Raw genomic sequence first — 18374 nt, 5'->3', positions numbered from 1 at the left:
TAAGGCGGTATCGTTGAACAGGATTAAAAACATTCTTGAAAACAATCTCGACAGGGTTGCTCCCGAAGAGCCTCCGGATACAAAAAAATCCCATATACCCATACATGAAAACATCAGAGGAGCATCCAATTACCAATAAACAAAACAATTATGAACAGTAACCAGACAGTGGAAAAACTCAGGCAGATGAGACTGGGCGCCATGGCAGAACTCCATTACCAGAATGTAAAAGACAACAGGTTTACCGCCTTTACGCCCGATGAGTATATTACTCTGCTGGCCGATCACGAATGGGAGGACAGGCAGGGCAAAAAAATGGCAAGACTGATCAAGGGGGCCTTATTCAAACAGAAAGCCTCAGTTGCCGATATCGACTACAGTCATAGCAGAAACCTTGACCGGAATATGTTTGGCAGGCTTGCGACCCTATCCTTTATAAAGAAAAAGGAAAATATCATTCTGACAGGCCCATCGGGAGTCGGGAAAAGTTATCTCGCACAGGCACTTGGAAACCAGGCATGCCTGATGGGCTACAGGACTGTTTATGCAACCACCTCACGAATCCTGGCAAAACTCAAACTTTCCAAAGTAGACGGTACTTACCTCAAAGAACTCAGGAAACTTCAGAAAACAAATGTTCTGATACTTGATGACTTTGGATTACAGGCATTCGACGCGGCTGCCCGGGAAATATTGATGGATATTATAGATGACAGATTCAATGAGACTTCCACCATTGTTTCATCCCAGATACCCGTCTCAGCATGGTATGACATCATTGGAGAAGGGACTATTGCAGACGCTATATTGGACAGACTGGTAAACTCCTCACATAGAATAGATCTGAAAGGAGAATCTTTAAGAAAGGGAGTCTTGAAAAATGAATAAAAATTAACCTNCTTTAAGCGATCTTTCAAAGTGGCANGGTTTGACCGAAATGACTGGCATGGTCAGACCGAAATATCCAATAGGAAACACCCTTGTCTGTTTCAAATGAGTACCCTATTTCAGTTTTATGTATTTTATATTGGTTTGACAAACTTAACTTTCCTATTTTCCTCGAGTTCATTTAAATCTTTTCCCTCACGAATATAAGAAATGATTGCTTTTTTATCTTCGACCCTTTTTTGAATGTAATCGAAAATTTTAGCGTTCTTTTCGGTTTTTACGATTACTTTTTCCATTTTATTTTACAATTTATTTAATGAATTTACAGTCAGAAAATATAATTTTTAGGACTGTTTCAATCTATCAAGTTGGGATTGATGCTTTTCAACAATACAAATATACTATATAATTTTTTGTCCTATATAATTTATTTGACTATTCCTAAAAATGAGCAGCATTGTATGTGACTCAATTTCAGATTTTAATCACCCCTTTAGTTCAAGACTTAGTCTTGGATCCTTACCCTCGCAGTCTTGGACTGCTAATTCTTTTAAAGTCTTAGACTTTAATTGACAAAAGCTCCGGATTCTAGGGCTTTTTTGGATTTCTATAGGTGAAATTACCCTGTACAGGGTATTTTATGGGTGGGAGGAAATGGGTAGGTTTGGTAATTAGTAAATATCAACAATAAGATTGTATTTCAACGCGGTTATTGGGATAAACTCTCATTTTTGAAACTACATAAATTGCCAATTGAATAAGGAAATGAAAAGCAAAATTATCTATCTTCTGATTGGACAAAAAGGTAGCGGAAAATCCTTCATTGGAACTTTGATGGAAAAGGAGTTTGGAATAAAATTTATTCGAGTAGAAGATTGAGCCTAAAATTCCCATCGCATTTATGCGGTGGTTTTTTGCCTTGAATGGGAGGGTAGGGGCTTCAGCCGAAAATATTTCGACTAAAGTCGCTAAGCATTCCCTTTCCGCCTCCGACCACCGGCTAAAGCACGGTGGAAATTGGTTTGGAGCACAACTCACTACTCACTAATAACTACTCACTATTCACTTTTTACCTACTTCATTATTCGATATTCAATGTTCGATATTCGAAATTAAAAAACGTCCAAAATTAAAAATCCGCCCAACACACCAAAATCTGCCCGACTCCGCCCGGATGACTCGGTCGGACGGGAATCGTAAATCGTCAATCGTAATTCCTCTCCGGCCCCTGTTAGTGTCTTAACTTATAGCTCTCCCTTGCCCGTCAAATTAGCTTAACGCTTAACGTTTAACCCTAAACTTTTCACTCTTCACTACTCACTATCCACTATTCACTTTTTCATCCTTCATCCTTCATCCTTTCTATATCCCTTCCCTGTTTTTGGCGAAAACCTTAATTCACGATTGTCCCTTTCCATTCAGAGGGATGGGGGATATCTCCGAACCCTATTTTAAAAAAATAATGTCCTAAAAATTAGAAAAGTTTGTTTTTTTTAGGACTTTTCCATCGCAGTAATCACCTTATTTTCCTTTAATTGCCTTGTAGGTGTGATTATGCTTTTGAAGGAAAATATTTTGCATTTTAGATTAAGAGTCCAGTGAAAATACTTTTTCTATCGAAATATCCGAGGTTGGGAGCAAGCAGCAGGTTGAGGACTTTTCAGTTTCAATCTTCCTGGAATACAATTGGTTGTGATACCAAGGTACAGTCTTTTTTTAATGAAAAATACCTGAATCAAATCTATGCCCACCAAAAACCGAATTCCTCAAATGTTTTCCTTTGCTACCTGAAAAGATTCTTTCAGTTACTGACAATTTGGAAATATGATATAGTCTGGATTGAAAAAGAGGTTTTCCCTTACCTTCCTTCTTATGCGGAATGGATCCTGAATAAAATAGGGGTGGGGTATATCGTGGATTATGATGATGCTGTTTTCCACAACTATGACAAACACCCTTGGCCTTTGGTCAGATCGTGGATGGGGAACAAGATCGACTGGGTAATGCGGAATTCCAAACTGACCATAGTTGGTAATTCCTACCTGGAACAAAGAGCCATAGCTGCAGGATCCAAAAATATCCTGAAACTCCCCACTGTAGTAGAAAGTGGAAAATATACCAAGAAATCAATTGATCCCAATGTACAGCCGGTGACGGTGGGATGGATGGGTAGTCCTACTACGGTCAAGTACCTGAAAGCATTATTACCCCTTTTGGAGGACTTGCAAAAAGAGGTTCCTTTTAAGCTCTTGGTAGCCAATGGACAAAAGAGTATTGATTTTGACGGAAACTATGAATGCTTGCGCTGGTCTGAAGAAAGTGAAGTTTCCATCATTCACCAAATGGATGTGGGGATTATGCCTCTGCCGGATGATGATTGGGAAAAAGGCAAATGTTCCTACAAACTGATCCAATATATGGCCTGTGGCCTGCCTGTGGTGGCTTCTCCCGTAGGCATGAATGCTGAGGTGGTAGATCATGGGATCAATGGATTCCTGGCCAAAAGCCAGGAAGAGTGGAAACACTATTTAAGTAAATTGATTTTGGATGCTTCCCTCAGAATGGAGATGGGGGATAGGGGCTATGAAAAAGCCCATGCATATTACACTTTGGACAGGAATTTTGAATTGATGAAAGAGCTTATTTTTGAAAAAGACCTAGTCGCTTCCCAGCTCAGTATCAATCAATCAACTTCTTCTCCTCATCTACCCCGATAAATTTGTCTAAAACCTCATTGTTATGCCTCTTGGAGTTTCACGCTCTCACGCTCTTCAGGATTTATAATTCCGAAGCCAGATAAACAGAATTTATAATCCCATTTACATAAAATCCACTCTGCACTTCAGGCTTTGCAATGGCACTATGCACTATATAAGGGACATTCAACTAATCACTATGCACTTTTAACTTTTAACTTTTAACTATTAACTTTTAGTATTTAACCCTCAACAAATCCAGTTAAACAGTCCTACCTACGGCAGGCGAGTAAACAACTCCACAATTGTTGAGCTCCTGTTAGTGTCCCGCTAACAGCTAGATAGGCCTTCCTCTTTGCCTCCAGTTAGACCCTTTAATAAGAGAAATATGCCCCTCTCCATTCAGGGAGAGGGGTTGGGGTGAGGGTGTTCCAGATTCACACAGATGCAGCTTAGCTTTGTCTTGCGCACTTTGCACTTCAGGATTTACAATTCATTATGCACTATTAACTATTAACTATTAACTTTTAACTTTTAACAATTAACCTTTAACAAATCCAGTTAAACAGTTTTACAATTCCACAATTAAACTATTCACTATTCACTATTCACTCCAAACTTCCCCCCCAGGATGATCAGTCCGACAGGCCTCATCCTTTTCCATTTTCAATTTTAAATCCTAAATTTCAACACCAACCCAACTAAGCACCTTTAACTATAAGCTTTTAACTATTCACTACTCACTATTCACTATAAAACTACCACCTTGCCTTTCCGCTATATCCTCTTCTGCTATCACTTGATTTTTTCCCTGATATTCTATGCATATATCATGGAATATGGAGGAGATGCCTTGGGGTACTGGACCATGCAGGCAGATAGCTCCCAAGGAGCAGAATCGTGGATGCAACACTGGGGCTTGGGAACCTTTTTTGTCCAATGGCTCAATTATGTTCCCTCCCAATTGCTGGGCATGCCTTTCTGGGCCGGAAATCTGCTCTATGGTTTGATCTCGGCTTTTGCCTGGCTGGCTATTTTTCAGAGGATCAATAAAGTCACAGAAACTGTACTTCCCCGATTTACCCGCCTGATCTGGTTGTTGCCCAATATGCACTTTTGGACAGCAGGGGTGGGGAAAGAAAGTCTGATTTGGATGTTTTTTGTTCTTTTTATTTTGAATCTCAAATTCAGGAAACAAAACATGATCCTTTGTTTGGCTGCGGTGTTTTTGATGTTTTTGGTCAGACCTCTTTATGCAAGCTTTCTTTTATTCATACTGCTTTTTTTCTGGTTGAAAAACAGCCCTTATACTCCAAAACAAACTATTTTGGGTACACTTGTATTGGTCTTGGGTTTAGGCTTTGTTACTTCCAAATTGCTCTTGTTTACCCACATGGAGGCTTTGAATCTTGAAAATATAAAGGCCTATATTCAATTTCAGCAGGAATTTCTCATGGGTTTCAAGGCCGATACCTACCTGCCTATGGAGCAATATGCTTTTCCCTGGGCTTTTTTGAGCTTTTTGTTTCGGCCCATGCCCTGGGAGGGGACAGGCATACTATTTATATTGGCGGGGTTGGAAAATCTGTTTGCTGTTTTGCTCGTAACCGGGGCTTTAATGTTGGGAGTATGGAAACAGATTTGGTCTAAAAATGAGGGTTTTATTTACGGAATAATTTTTCTTTTCTTAATCTCAGTGGTGGGAAGTCTTACGCTCAATAACTTCGGCATCATGTTGCGATACAAATCCCCTGCAATGATATTCTTATATTTATGGGCATTAGATACAATTTTTTCGGGACTAAAACTTATACTTGCAAAGCAAAACAACAAATAAGGAATTCGTGGGGTATCTGATTATTTCTCTTGACTTCGAATTACACTGGGGAAGGTATGACAAATACCCCATTCAAGGAGTCGGAGATTATTACAAAAATACAAGAGAGGCTATACCAAGAATCCTGGATCTTTTTGCCAAGTACAATATCCATGCAACCTGGGCCACAGTCGGAAGCTTGATGGCTGAAAATGTGGAAGAATGGAGGGCCTACCAACCGGAGATTTTACCCAATTATATCAATCCTGCCTATTCTGCCTACTATTGGTTTGCCAATGAATCGAATCATCCCAAAGAAGCACTCTTTGCCCCGGATTTGGTTCAGAAAATCATTCAAGCAGAACACCAGGAACTGGGTTCACATACATATTCCCATTTTTATACAGGAGAAAAAGGAGCCAATCAACAGGCATTCAAAGCTGATCTCGAAGCTGCAAAAAAGATTGCCAAGGACAAATTTGCTACGGAGCTTAAAAGTCTGGTTTTCCCACGAAATCAGTACAATCCATCATCATTGGAAACTGCTTCGAAATTGGGCATTAAAGTTTTTAGAACCAATCCGCCGGACTGGTTTTGGAGCAGTCCCGAAAAGGCAAACTTGCTTAAAAAAGTTTTCCGTACCGGAGATACGCTGATCCCTCTGGGCAGCAAAACCTATTATGATCTGGATATCAAATTCAAGAGAGATTTCCTGCAACTGCCAGCGTCCAGGTTGTTGAGACCGTACAAAGCCAATTCCATCTTCAATACACTTAGGGTGGAAAGGATCAAAAATGAAATGGCCGAAGCTGCCAAAGAAAAAATGGCCTATCACCTTTGGTGGCATCCGCACAACTTTGGGATTAATCCTAAGGAAAACCTTGAGGTCTTGGAGGATATACTTCAATATTTCAGTAATCTCCATCAAAGTACCGGTATGGAGTCACTGTCCATGTGGGAAGCCTATGAAAAGAACAAGCAACCACAAAGCGGATGATTTTTACTTTAAATTAAGTTCGCACTTTACGGAATTTATAATTCCGAAGCCAAATGATGTTAAGATTGTAGATTGGTTTGATCTAACCCTAGAGGTATTTCAATCCTCGAGGGTTTTAATCCTCGGTTTGTGTCCTCGCAGACTGAAACCCTATATCCCACAGTCCGAAATTGTTCGGAGCCCCTGTTAGTGCCCCATTAACAGTTAAAACCAACTTCCCCTTTACCTCCATACAGACCTTTTTATGAGGGGAATGAGCCCTTCTCCATTCAGGGAGAGGGGTTGGGGTGAGGGTTTCCCAGATTCACTCAGGTGGAGCCTCGCTTTGTCTTGCCTACTTTGCTCTTCAGGCTTTGAAATGGCACTATGCACTATTATCTTTTAACAATTAACCTTTAACAAATCCAGTTAATCAGTCCTACCTACGGCAGGCGTGTAAACAGTTAAACAATTCCACAATTCATCAATTAAACTATACACTATTAACTACTAACTTTCATATCCCTGTTTTTGGCGAAAACCTAAATCCACTATTTACCATCTCTCGGCCAAAAACCATAAAACTATTATTTCAAAAAACCTAGGGTTGAAACCCTAGGCTATTATATCAATCGCCCTTACAGGGCTGGAAGGTTGTAGGTGATTATTCTACCTATGGCTACCACCTTTAGCCTCTGAAGCTGTAATTCTCCATATCCCATGTGCCATAGGCACATCCCATTGGTAGCCAAATTAAGCCCTAGATCTCCCACCGTCCTGTAGGGACGGCCCATTAGGAACCCAAATCTCTGCTCTTCGGAATTTGCAATTTCGAAGCTTGATAAACCTGATTTGTAATCCTTTCAATACCCTTTATCTGAATAAAGAGAGGAGCGGACTTAAAGGAGAGAAAATAGCTGCTTTTTTGGGTATATTCATACCAACCAGAACCGCCTAATTCATCCTTCATACTTCAGCTTTCTTCCTTTCAAAACCCTTTATCTGAATAGAGAGGGGAGAAGCCCACAAGTTCAAGCAGTTTTCCAATAAGGTGATAAATTTTTGCGGTATGAAATAGGCCTGAAGGGCCACCCTGTGCCAGCCTAGGGTGCTACCCTAGGATAAGGACAATTTCGAAAGATCACCTGAGGTCTGACGGACCGATCTAGAATATTAGAAAAACCTCAGAACAGATCGACCATTCAGGCCTACTGAATATGTGGGAATTCTTTATCCCAGACTTCCATAAATTCCAGTCTGGGCTATCACATGACAGCCTTTTAGGCTTAAATATGCCTTCAATTAATGTTTTCCCAACTTCACTAATAACTACTCACTATTCACTATTCACTTTTTCATCCTTCATCCATTATTCGATGTTCAAAGAACGTCTAAATACCAAATATCCGCCCAACACACCATATTTTGCCCGACTCCGCCCGGATGACACGGTCGGACGGGAATCGTAAATCGTCAATCTTCATTTCTCTCCGGCCCCTGTTAGTGAAGACACTAACAGCTATATGTTGCCCGTTAATAATCATTATACCCAATCCCTTAACTTAGAGACCAATCCTTCAACTTAGTCAAACCAATATTTCTATTTTTTTCGCAAAGCATATTTCTACCATATTTCAATTATATTTAACCTTTAACAACCTTCCCCCAATCAGTTAATCAATCCCACAATTCATCAATTTCACTTATATACAGATGAAAAAACTACTCTTTATTTCCTGGGATTCAGACAAATCCAATTACATGGAAACACTCTTTTTTCCCATTTTACAGGGACTAAGTGAAAGGGGACTGATAGAAGCACGCGTCATTCAGTTTTCATGGGCATCAAAGACTCAGGTATCCAGAATCCAAAAAAGTGCTTTGGATAGGGGAATAAACTATACCCATTACAAGGTGAAAAGGAAGCCCTTCGCGGGGTTGGGTGCATTGGAGGCTGTTTATAGAGGTGTTTTTCTTCTGAAAAAATATATTGAAGAAAATGCCATTGATATCTTGATGCCCAGAAGCACTATGCCGGCAACTATGGTGAACAGGCTTTGGGATTGGATAGGTAAAAGCGGGGTAAAAGTAATCTTTGACGCTGATGGTTTTCCGCTTCAGGAAAGGGTAGATTTTACAGGGATGAAAAAGGATAGCCTTTATTACAGGCTATTGCACAAGGAGGAAAGTAAAATGCTCTTGAAAGCAGATAGGGTTTTGGTCAGGTCTACAAAAGCCAAGGAAGACCATGGCAAGACAATTGGAGCGGATGGAGAAAGCAAAATTTCAGTGGTCGCCAATGGGAGGGATGCTGCCCATTTTGCTATTGATCAGGATAAAAGAAATGAAATCAGAAAAAGTATTGGTATCCAGGATGATGAGATTTTATGGGTTTATATAGGCTCTCTAGGTCCCCAATACAGGCTGGAAGACATGCTTAAACTCTTTGCAAAATACTGGGAAGAAAACCAGGATTCGAAATTTTTGATTTTAACCCCTGAGAATAAAGTAGAACTAGGGGTTATTCCCGCTGCGGTTCAGGATGCTACCATTGTCCATACAGCCACGTATACTGAGATTCCAGCTTATCTCAATGCCGGAGATTTAGGGCTGAGTCTGAGAAAAGATGCACCCAGTATTTCAGGTTTGGCACCTATCAAAACTGGTGAATATCTAATGATGGGTTTACCGGTCATCGTATCCCCGGGTGTAGGAGATACAGATCAGCTCCTAAAAGGGAGGGAATTCGCTTTTTTCTGGGAATCAGGAAAGGAAAAGGAGTTAAGTAATTGGTTGCGAAAAATCAGTGCTCTCAGTCCTTCAAGCATCCGCGAATTCGCTATTCCTCATTTTTCGCTAGAGAAAAGCTTGGATGATTATTCCAAAGCCTTGACAGGCATTTAAAGCTCTTTTACATTTTGGGGTCTAACCCTTGAGATATTTCAATCCTCGAGGGTTTTCATCCTCGGTTTGTGTCCTCATAGACCGAAACCCTATATCCCAGATTTTCATCCTCGGTTTGTGTCCTCATAGACCGAAACCGTATATCCCACAGTCCGAAATTGTTCGGATCCCCTTAGTGCCGCACTAACAGTTAGTTACAACTTCCCCTTTACCTCCATACAGACCTTTTTATGAGAGGAATAAGCCCCTCTCCATTTAGGGAGAGGGGTTGGGGTGAGGGTTTCCCAGTTCCAAACAGATCGAGCTTCGGTTTGCTTCGCTCTTCTGGATTTATAATTCCGAAGTACAGATAAACAGGATTTATAATCCCATTTACATAAAATCCACTTTGCAATTCAGGCTTTGCAATGGCACTATGCACTATATAAGGGACATTCAACTAATCACTATGCACTATTAACTTTTAACTTTTAACTTTTAACTATTAACTTTTAGTATTTAACCCTCAACAAATCCAGTTAAACAGTCCTACCTACGGCAGGCGAGTAAACAATTCCACAATTGTTGAGCCCCTGTTAGTGTCCCGCTAACAGCTAGATAGGCCTTCCTCTTTGCCTCCAGTTAGACCCTTTAATAAGAGAAACATGCCCCTCTCCATTCAGGGAGAGGGGTTGGGGTGAGGGTGTTCCAGATTCACACAGATGGAGCTTCGCTTTGTCTTGCGCACTTTACACTTCAGGATTTACAATTCATTATGCACTATTAACTATTAACTATTAACTTTTAACTTTTAACAATTAACCTTTAACAAATCCAGTTAATCAATTAACCAATTCCACAATTAAACTAATAACTATTCACTTTTTCCTCCCTCATCCTTCATCCCTCATCCTTTTCATTTAACCCTTACCAAATCCAATTATTCAATCCCACAATTCATCAGTTCATCAATTCCACAATTAAACAATCTCACACTTCATCAATTCCATCTCCTTAACTATTAACCATAATTTTAACCGCTTTTCCAATATTTATTTATATTTGAAATCCATTACGCTTATCACCCAGGATTATGAACCGTTTTCTGCCTATTATCTGCATTTTACTTTTTGCGTCTTCCTGTATCAGTAATAAAAGGATAACTTATTTGCAAAATCTTCCAGGAAATGAGCCCATTGAATTGGAAGAATTTATCCCTTTCGCTGAATACGAAAACCGGTACATTTTACAACCCTTTGACGTGGTGGACATTGATTTTGCCTCAGCCAATGAAGAGCTTACCCAGGCTTTTGAATTTCAGGGATCCAGGAGAATGCGCGGAGGAATGGGAGGAATGATGGGAGGAGATATGTTTTACTTTACAGGGTATACCATTGACGTCGAGGGATATGTGGAATTGCCAAGACTGGGAAAAGTAAAAATAGGCGGATTGACAGAGGATGAAGCTAGAGAAGTGGTACAGGAGAAAATCAAAGATTACTTCAAAGATGAGATCTATGTAAGGTTGAGAATAGGGGGGATAAGGTTTACCGCATTGGGTGAATTCAGCAGCTCCGGGACCAAAGTTATCTTAAAAAACAGGGCCACTATATTTGATGCGCTTGCCTTATCCGGGGAGTCCAATATTTTGGCCAAGAAGAACCAGCTTTTTCTTATCCGTCAATACGACGGTGGCTCCAAGATCCATCAGATCAACCTCAACGATAGGGCTTTACTTGCTTCTCCTTTTTTCTTTATCAGAAACAATGACATTCTTTATCTTGAGCCAATGAATATCCGGCAGTTTGGAAATGCAGAGAATCTCTCTTCTTCACTTGGATTAATTATAGGAATTACCAGTTCATTATTGTTGATTTTTGCGATATTTAGGAATAATATATGATTGACGGGAATGTAGACATATCGAAATTCGAACAGGATGTCAAACCCATTGATATCAAATATTACCTGATCAAATACTCTAGGTACTGGCCATTGTATGTCACCTGTATTTTTATAGCGCTGGTAATCGTTTTCCTTTTTCACCGGTATTCAGTAGAAGAATATGAGGTCAGGGGAAGTATTCTGATCAAACAAAAAAATACGCCTGAAGTCAGGATTCTTGACCGTTCCAATATCTTCTCCGGAGCCAATAACCTGGAGAATGATATCCTTTTGCTGACCTCCAAAAACCTCGCCTCGGAGGCACTCAGTAAGTTGCATTTTGATGTGAGCTATTTTGCTTCCACAAATATCAAAGAAATTGAATTGTATGATAAATCTCCAATTAAAGTAGATGTAGATTGGAATTTCCCTCAGGGAGGTTCGGGAGTTATACATTTTACTTTAGTATCAGAAAATGAGTTTATCCTCACCAATGAAGAAAGAGGTTTTTTTGATTTTCTTTCCGCAAAAGCCTCAGGTCCTTTTGATGATCAACTCCTCAACAAAACTTACCGTTTTGGAGAGGAAATCGTTACGGATAAATCCAAATTCACAGTTCATAAACTCAAATACATGCGGGAAGGAGAAAAGCTTTTCTTCATCGTGCATCACCCATCCGATGTATTGGAAACCTATCAAAGGTCTATCGCAGTAAGACCGATCAACAGTTATGGTACTGTATTGCAGGTATCAACCATATCCAGAGTGGTAGAGAAGGGGAGGGACTATGTCAATGCCTTGATGGACTCTTATCTGGATTATGATTTAAAAGAGAAAAACAGAATTACAGAGAATACACTAGCCTTTTTGGATTTGCAGATGTCAGTCCTGGAAGACTCCCTTAGGGTCGTTGAAAACCGCATGCTCAATTTCAAAGTGGACAATAAGCTGATGGATGTCAGCTCCGAATTCGGAGGAGTATTGGGTAATATCCAAAGGCTGGATGATCTGGTACAGGACATAGATTTTGAGCTCAGCTATTACAAGTCCCTGCAGGGCTATCTGGTCAATAAGGGAGCCGATTACAGCGAAATTTTAGCGCCTTCTGTAGTGGGATTGAGTGATGGTGCCTTGAATAGCATGATCAGTGCTTTGGTGACTGCCTCTATGGATCGGAGAAAATTGTTGGCTATAGTCAATGATAATCATCCTAATGTCAAACAACTGGATGAACAAATTGATAAGCTAAGAGAAAATATCTTTGAAAATATCAATAACCTAGTTGCCAATACTGAAAAGCGAAAAGCTGAAGTCAATAAGAAATTGGCTGAATTGGATAAGGAGTTTGCCAAATTGCCACAGACAGAATCATCTTATGCCAATATTTTTAGGCAATACCGATTGAGGGAGAATTTATACAATTACCTTTTGGAAAAAAGAGCAGAAGCTGGCATAGCAAAAGCTTCAAATGTATCAGATAATTCCGTTTTGGATTATGCCAGAAGGGGTAGTCTGGTTTTTCCTCAAAAACCTCAAAACTATGGGATGGCAGTGGGATTAGGGTTTTTTATTCCTTTGGCCTTTTTACTGCTCTATCATTACCTGAACAACAGGATTATGGATCAGATCCAACTGAGGAATTCCATCAGAATACCACTCTTGGGTACTATTGGGTATAGCACCAAGGATACCAACATGATAGTGGCCGAACACCCCAAGTCTATGGTATCGGAGTCATTCAGGTCACTGCGTTCCGGGTTGTTTTACCTGGCATCTGAAAAAAAATGTAAGCGTATCTTGGTGACTTCCTCGGTTTCAGGGGAGGGGAAAACATTTGTAAGCCTTAACCTTGCTGCGGCCATTGCCCTAAGTGGAAAGAAAACCTGTTTATTGGGTATGGACTTAAGAAAACCAAAGATTTCTGATTATGTAGGAATAGATAATAAAACCGGTTTGTCCAGTTATTTGGTTGGCAAGGCAGAAAAGGAAGACATCGTGCTGCCCACACAATATGAAAACCTCTACATAGTACCTTCAGGGCCTATTCCTCCAAACCCTGCAGAGTTACTTTTGAAGGATAAAATGGGGGAATTTTTAGACTATCTGGAAAATGATTTTGAAGTGGTACTGATGGATACTCCTCCAATAGGTTTGGTTTCTGAAACTATGGACTTGCTTCGTTTCTCCGATGTCAACCTTTATATAGTTAGGCAAGATTATACCCATAAGAAATACCTTCTAATGGTCAACGACCTGTACGCCAATGACCAGATAAGGAATTTTTATGCAGTGTTCAATGGCCTACGTTCCGGTGGGGATATTTATGATTTTGGTGGGTACAATTACGGCTATGGCTACAATTACTCTTACATGAGGAAAAACAAATATACCGGTAACTATTACGAGATGGATGAAAAGGCAAAGCCGGGAGATATTTTCGATAAATTCCTGAGAAGGTTCAGGGTTTAAGTGCTTGTGCCCTTCGGATTTGCAATTTCAAAGCCAAGAGATGTTTAGATTTTAGATTTAAGATTTTAGAATTCAGATTTGGGTGGATCTAAACTTTGAGGTATTTCAATATATCTCCTCGGTTTGTGTCCCCACAGACCGAAAGCTCCTCGGTTTGTGTCCTCACAGACCGAAACCTCCTCGGTTTGTGTCCTCACAGACCGAAACCCTAGATACCTCAATCCTCGAGAGTTTTTCCCGGCAGGAGACAAAATGCTAGTAGTTGTTTCACACAAGGGAAGTGGAAGTTTCCAACTAAATGCGGAACTGAAATGATGTCAACCACAGATGTGACAGATGTCCACAGATAGTGATTCGCTACGGCTTGCGCATTGCGCTCTTCAGACTTTTTCGCTCTTTGGAATTTGCAATTTCGAAGTACAGATAAATAGGATTTATAATCCCATTTACAGAAACCACGCTGATAGGTACTTGTTTTCTTATATTTAAAGCCATTTTCCGATAATTATTTTTACTCCAAAATGATTTCCCCACTTTGTTTCTCGGTTGTTATAAGCGAAGTAAGTTCCGCCTAATTGAAGTCCAAATGTCATCGCAAATTTATTGTCAAAGAGAAAGTTGTATCCTGGTTCTATCCAAATTCCTAGGTTATTATGTTCCTCAATTCTATTTCTGGTCATACTTAAAATTGGCGCAACAAAAAATCCTTTTGAGATTTCGTTTTTAGTTTCTTTCTGTTTAAAAAAGATAGGAAAACCTGCCTCAAACCCAAAGTGACTGATTTCGTTTCCATTGTTTCTTATGCCATGATTTAATATTGAATTAAATCTGATGTCAATTCTCTTTGTTAGAGTTCTCTGATAAACAACTGGAAAAATATTTATGTCCAATTCTCCTTTTTCGTAGAACGGTTCAACAGTCACACTTGGGTTTATGCCAATGAAGTTAAGCTTTTTGTCCTCTTGGGCAAAAAGTGGGGAGGTACAGATTATTAAGAATGTTGTTAGAATTATTGATTGTTTTATCCTTTTTATCAATACCATATACCATTGTTAATCAAGCTGGCCCAAAACTTAAAATTTTGCTTAATGGAGTAAACCCCAGATTCAAGTGATAAATTTATTAATTAGTTTATAAGGAAAAGCTTATGTTTCCTGATTCAAGATGTTTTCCCAATCTTTAAGATAGCTTATCATTTCGTTAATTTTTTCAATTTTTCTTTTTGTTTTCTTTAATGATAGTATAGCCATCAAAAATATATAACCCAAAGTGACTGAATATCCAATAATCATAAACTGTAAACTTGCTCCTATCATGATATCTTGAAAATATAGGATAAATGCAAAGCCCAATAGCACCATATAAATGGGTAGACCGTATTGGAGAATCCATTTGTTGAGGACTAATTTTTTCAAACTATACTTAATATACCTTACTGGTTCTGCCTCAGGATTGATTCTCTTGTAGTGTACACTTGCCCATTGTGTCAAAGCAAATACAAACAATAGCACCAACATGGTAAACATACCTGCATAAAAGTGAATGGTTCTATCAGGAAAATAACTCCAAATCAATCCTATCGTGATAAATACACCTGCAAAGGCAATGCTCATCCACAGATTACTGATAATCAATTTTCTGTTGTGCCTGGACAATCGATCTTGAGCCTGCGATTTAATTTTTTGCAGATCTACTTCTTGTACATCTGATTTTTGTGCTTTCCATTTGTTGATATATGATTCAAATTGATCCATAATGCTCTTCCATTAATTTTGATAATTTCTTCTTTATTCTGCTGATTCTAACCCCAATATTATTTGTGTCAGTGCATAGTATTTCAGCTATTTCTTTGTAGCTCAGATCTTCCAAAACTAAACTGATTAGTATCCGATCTGCATCTTCCAGTCGGTGGATACAGGCATTTAGTTGTTGAAGCTCTGCTTCTTTATTATCCTGCTTTTCTTCTATCGCCTCCAAATGATATTCAGTCAGTGGGTCAGCATTAATTTTTTTCTGATTCATTTTGAATTTGATAGCCACATTGATTGCAATTCTATAAATGTAAGTGTTCCAACTGCTTTTGCCTTGAAACCGATCCATGGCTTGCCATAAAGCAATGAGTATTTCTTGATAAAGATCCTGTACATCATCCTTATCGTGGAGGTACGAAAGGCAGACTCTGTAAATACTGCCTTTCGAATCTGCGATTAGCTGTTGGAATAAAAGCTCCTTTTCTGATAGACCCATACGCTGATTTATTGAATGAACTGGGCTATCTTTTCAAATATCCATTCGGGTTTGTCCCACATGATAAAATGTTTACTACCTTCTGCAATTTCAAGTTGCAACATATTAGCGTGCTGATATTGAGATTTATAGGTGGCAGTTGCTGCTTCCAATGTATATTGCGGGTACATTTCATTATAGTCAAAAGCTGCCAAGACTAAAATTGGTGCTTCAATTTTTGCAATATCTTTTCTTAAGTCTGTGGCTAACATTTCATGTGATGAATACGCTTCGGTTTTTAGGTCTGAACTCATGCTCCATTCCACCAGATCATTCCATTTTTCCTGATTCTTTGTCATGCTTTTAGCCATTGTTAACCTATAATTTTTGATTTGCTCTTGGTCAAAAGCTTCAAATGAAGCCATATATTGTTTAGCAGAAGCTTCATCAAACCCCTCTTTAGCATTGGGATTTATCTCCGCAGCAAAATGTGGCATTGCATCCAGGATTACAAGTTTTCGGATAGAGGGATGATTTTCTAAACCAATCATCAAGGAGATATAACCTCCAATACTATGCCCGACCAAGACTACATTATTTAACTTTTGCTCATCTATGTACTGGATTATTTCTTTTTTAAAACTTTCCAGATATGGGGCGTCTGCCAATGGGGGCTGCCCTGCATACCCTGCTAAAGTAAGCACATGGCATTCATTGGTTTTGGAGAAATGCTCCATGGTTTCATGCCACACTTCACCTGAAGTGATTAGTCCAGGGATAAAAATTAACGGTGCACCTTGTCCTTTCTTAATTACATTAAACGAATATTGAGGTTTGCTTATGGCACTAAATGAAAGGAAAAGTGCAAATAATAGTGTAATTGAAATTCTACCATTTTGATAAGTGTTTTCTGATTTCTTCATGGTCGCTAATGTTTAAGGATTAAAATTTTGTTCTTTTACCCCATTAGTACCATGATCTTTGATTTTATTACTTATTCATTCGAAAAAAATATAAATCTTCATCCTCAACCCCTGTTTTTGGCGAGAACCCATAACCACCATTTACCAGCCCTCGGCCAAAAACTAAAATCTATCATTTCAAAAACCTAGGGTTGAAACCCTAGGCTATAATATCAATCGCCCTTACAGGGCTTGACAATTTATGCCTTAAAAGTTGTCTATTGATAAGTCAGGGGGTAGACCATTCCGTGATCAGAAGCATCCTGCATGGTGTTTTCTGCTCCTCAGAAATGAAGGAGCAAGTTTGAAAATTGCTCAGACCTTTTAACCTTTAACAAATCCAGTTAAACAGTCCTACCTACGGGAGGCGAGTAAACAGTTAAACAATTCCACAATTCATCAATCCCACAATTCTACAATTCATCAGTTCATCAGTTCCACAATTAAACTATCCAATTTCCTCCTTTTTCACCTCCGAATATTATCATCTTGTTAATTCTTCCCTCTGGTCTTTTATAATTCCCCTGCAACCCTACTTTTGTAAGTGTAATACAATATATATGGAATTGATTTTTAGTCTGTTATTTTTGATGACTGCTTATTTTCTTACCGCCGTAGGATTGATTCAGGGTTTAATACCCGGTGGTAAGAAAAATATCAGAAATGAGGATGGTGATTTGGAAAGGGTGCTCAGTGCCAAAAGAGTCCTGTATATCAGCTTTCTACTTGCCTCATTTATGACCATGTTAATGGTTTATTTTTTTATTTTCCCTGATTATAGGTTTATGGAAAACATTTAAGCCTTATTTTAGGGATTTAAATCTATCAGTTTGGCTAATCACATACACTGAAAAAGCTGATCAAAGTCAAATAACAATTTTGAAACCCACTTGAAAAAACCATGAACTATATTATCAGACCCTGTGAAGAAAAAGACCTGCCAGAATTGGTTGAATTATGTGCCGCCCATGCTGCTTATGAGAAATCTGAGTATGATTCCGAAGGAAAGCTTGAAGGATTGAGAGAAGGGATTTTTGGAAAGGACAAAAGGCTCAATTGTTGGATTGTGGAAATTGATGGTAAAGCAGAAGGTTTTACTACTTTTACTTTTGATTTTTCCACTTGGGATGCAGCTCCTTTTTTGTATATGGATTGCCTTTATCTAAATGATAATTGCCGTGGAATGGGAATTGGTGCAGATATTATGGAAAGGATCAGAAAAGAAGCCAGAGATAATAACTGTAAGAACATACAATGGCAAACGCCGGAGTTTAATGCCAGAGCCATCAAATTTTATGTTGGACTTGGCAGTACAGGAAAGCAAAAAATGAGATTTTTCCTACAGCCTTAGGGTTTCAGAGCGAAATCCTATCTCCCTTAGACTGAAATTGTTGATTAATGTTCGGTGAGGACACAGAACATGTTGTGGATCAAACCTTTGAGTGATTTCATTATATCCGCTCGGTTTGTGTCCCCACAGACCGAAATCTCCTTGGTTTGTGACCTCACAGACCGAAACCCTAGATATCTCATTCCTCGAGGGTTTTTCCAAATTGCTCAGAATTGTTTCACAC

15 protein-coding genes are annotated in these 18374 nt (G+C 39.1%); 9 read left to right on the top strand and 6 right to left on the bottom strand.

The window, feature by feature from the left end; genetic code table 11:
• The first annotated feature begins 150 nt into the window (after positions 1–150).
• The gene (gene istB / locus A33Q_RS06655; RefSeq protein ID WP_009036509.1) at positions 151–888 is read left to right on the top strand and encodes an IS21-like element helper ATPase IstB; all 738 of its coding nucleotides are present in this window, start codon (positions 151–153) and stop codon (positions 886–888) included.
• Between the two features lie 134 nt (positions 889–1022).
• Here istB and A33Q_RS22135 read toward each other — a convergent pair whose 3' ends face one another.
• Positions 1023–1184 (bottom strand): hypothetical protein, encoded by a 162-nt coding sequence (locus tag A33Q_RS22135; RefSeq protein WP_016254811.1) that lies wholly within the window; start codon positions 1182–1184, stop codon positions 1023–1025.
• A 1302-nt stretch (positions 1185–2486) separates the two neighbouring features.
• Between A33Q_RS22135 and A33Q_RS06650 the strand changes: the two genes are divergently transcribed.
• The 3 genes from A33Q_RS06650 to A33Q_RS06640 all read left to right on the top strand — a co-directional run bounded on the left by A33Q_RS06650 (position 2487) and on the right by A33Q_RS06640 (position 6397).
• Positions 2487–3605 carry a glycosyltransferase family 4 protein gene (locus A33Q_RS06650; protein ID WP_051394816.1) on the top strand — a complete coding sequence of 373 codons (1119 nt, stop codon included), beginning with the start codon at positions 2487–2489 and terminating at the stop codon, positions 3603–3605.
• Positions 3606–4350: 745 nt separating this feature from the next.
• Positions 4351–5421: a hypothetical protein gene (locus A33Q_RS06645; RefSeq protein ID WP_009032734.1), complete on the top strand. Its 1071-nt coding sequence runs from the start codon at positions 4351–4353 to the stop codon at positions 5419–5421.
• On the top strand, positions 5399–6397 hold the full coding sequence (locus A33Q_RS06640; RefSeq protein WP_009032733.1) for a polysaccharide deacetylase family protein: 999 nt from the start codon (positions 5399–5401) through the stop codon (positions 6395–6397). The genes A33Q_RS06645 and A33Q_RS06640 overlap by 23 nt, the downstream gene beginning before the upstream one ends.
• A gap of 617 nt (positions 6398–7014) precedes the next feature.
• Here A33Q_RS06640 and A33Q_RS22130 read toward each other — a convergent pair.
• On the bottom strand, positions 7015–7170 hold the full coding sequence (locus tag A33Q_RS22130; protein WP_016254807.1) for a hypothetical protein: 156 nt from the start codon (positions 7168–7170) through the stop codon (positions 7015–7017).
• Positions 7171–8089: 919 nt separating this feature from the next.
• Between A33Q_RS22130 and A33Q_RS06635 the strand changes: the two genes are divergently transcribed.
• The 3 genes from A33Q_RS06635 to A33Q_RS06625 all read left to right on the top strand — a co-directional run bounded on the left by A33Q_RS06635 (position 8090) and on the right by A33Q_RS06625 (position 13612).
• A complete protein-coding gene (locus A33Q_RS06635) occupies positions 8090–9280 on the top strand; it encodes a glycosyltransferase (protein ID WP_009032732.1) in 1191 nt (396 codons plus the stop codon).
• A gap of 1072 nt (positions 9281–10352) precedes the next feature.
• Positions 10353–11162: a polysaccharide biosynthesis/export family protein gene (locus tag A33Q_RS06630; RefSeq protein ID WP_009032731.1), complete on the top strand. Its 810-nt coding sequence runs from the start codon at positions 10353–10355 to the stop codon at positions 11160–11162.
• Positions 11159–13612 (top strand): GumC family protein, encoded by a 2454-nt coding sequence (locus tag A33Q_RS06625; RefSeq protein WP_009032730.1) that lies wholly within the window; start codon positions 11159–11161, stop codon positions 13610–13612. Before A33Q_RS06630 ends, A33Q_RS06625 begins: the two co-directional genes overlap by 4 nt.
• Positions 13613–14097: 485 nt before the next feature.
• Here A33Q_RS06625 and A33Q_RS06620 read toward each other — a convergent pair whose 3' ends face one another.
• From A33Q_RS06620 to A33Q_RS06605, 4 genes are all read right to left on the bottom strand, one after another.
• On the bottom strand, positions 14098–14655 hold the full coding sequence (locus A33Q_RS06620; RefSeq protein WP_009032729.1) for a hypothetical protein: 558 nt from the start codon (positions 14653–14655) through the stop codon (positions 14098–14100).
• A gap of 102 nt (positions 14656–14757) precedes the next feature.
• Entirely contained in the window at positions 14758–15366 is a 609-nt protein-coding gene (locus tag A33Q_RS06615) for a hypothetical protein (protein WP_009032728.1), read from the bottom strand.
• Entirely contained in the window at positions 15353–15859 is a 507-nt protein-coding gene (locus A33Q_RS06610; protein WP_009032727.1) for an RNA polymerase sigma factor, read from the bottom strand. The genes A33Q_RS06615 and A33Q_RS06610 overlap by 14 nt, the downstream gene beginning before the upstream one ends.
• A gap of 8 nt (positions 15860–15867) precedes the next feature.
• Complete coding sequence (locus tag A33Q_RS06605) at positions 15868–16761, bottom strand: alpha/beta fold hydrolase (RefSeq protein ID WP_009032726.1); 894 nt, start codon at positions 16759–16761, stop codon at positions 15868–15870.
• Positions 16762–17360: 599 nt separating this feature from the next.
• On the opposite strand from A33Q_RS06605, the gene A33Q_RS06600 reads away from it, so the two are divergent.
• On the top strand, positions 17361–17600 hold the full coding sequence (locus A33Q_RS06600; protein ID WP_009032725.1) for a hypothetical protein: 240 nt from the start codon (positions 17361–17363) through the stop codon (positions 17598–17600).
• 101 nt (positions 17601–17701) lie between these two features.
• Positions 17702–18151: a GNAT family N-acetyltransferase gene (locus A33Q_RS06595; protein WP_009032724.1), complete on the top strand. Its 450-nt coding sequence runs from the start codon at positions 17702–17704 to the stop codon at positions 18149–18151.
• The last annotated feature ends 223 nt before the right edge of the window (positions 18152–18374 follow it).

Source organism: Indibacter alkaliphilus LW1 (assembly GCF_000295935.2).
Taxonomy (GTDB): Bacteria; Bacteroidota; Bacteroidia; order Cytophagales; family Cyclobacteriaceae; genus Indibacter; species Indibacter alkaliphilus.
This window is presented reverse-complemented; position numbering and strand designations above follow the sequence as displayed.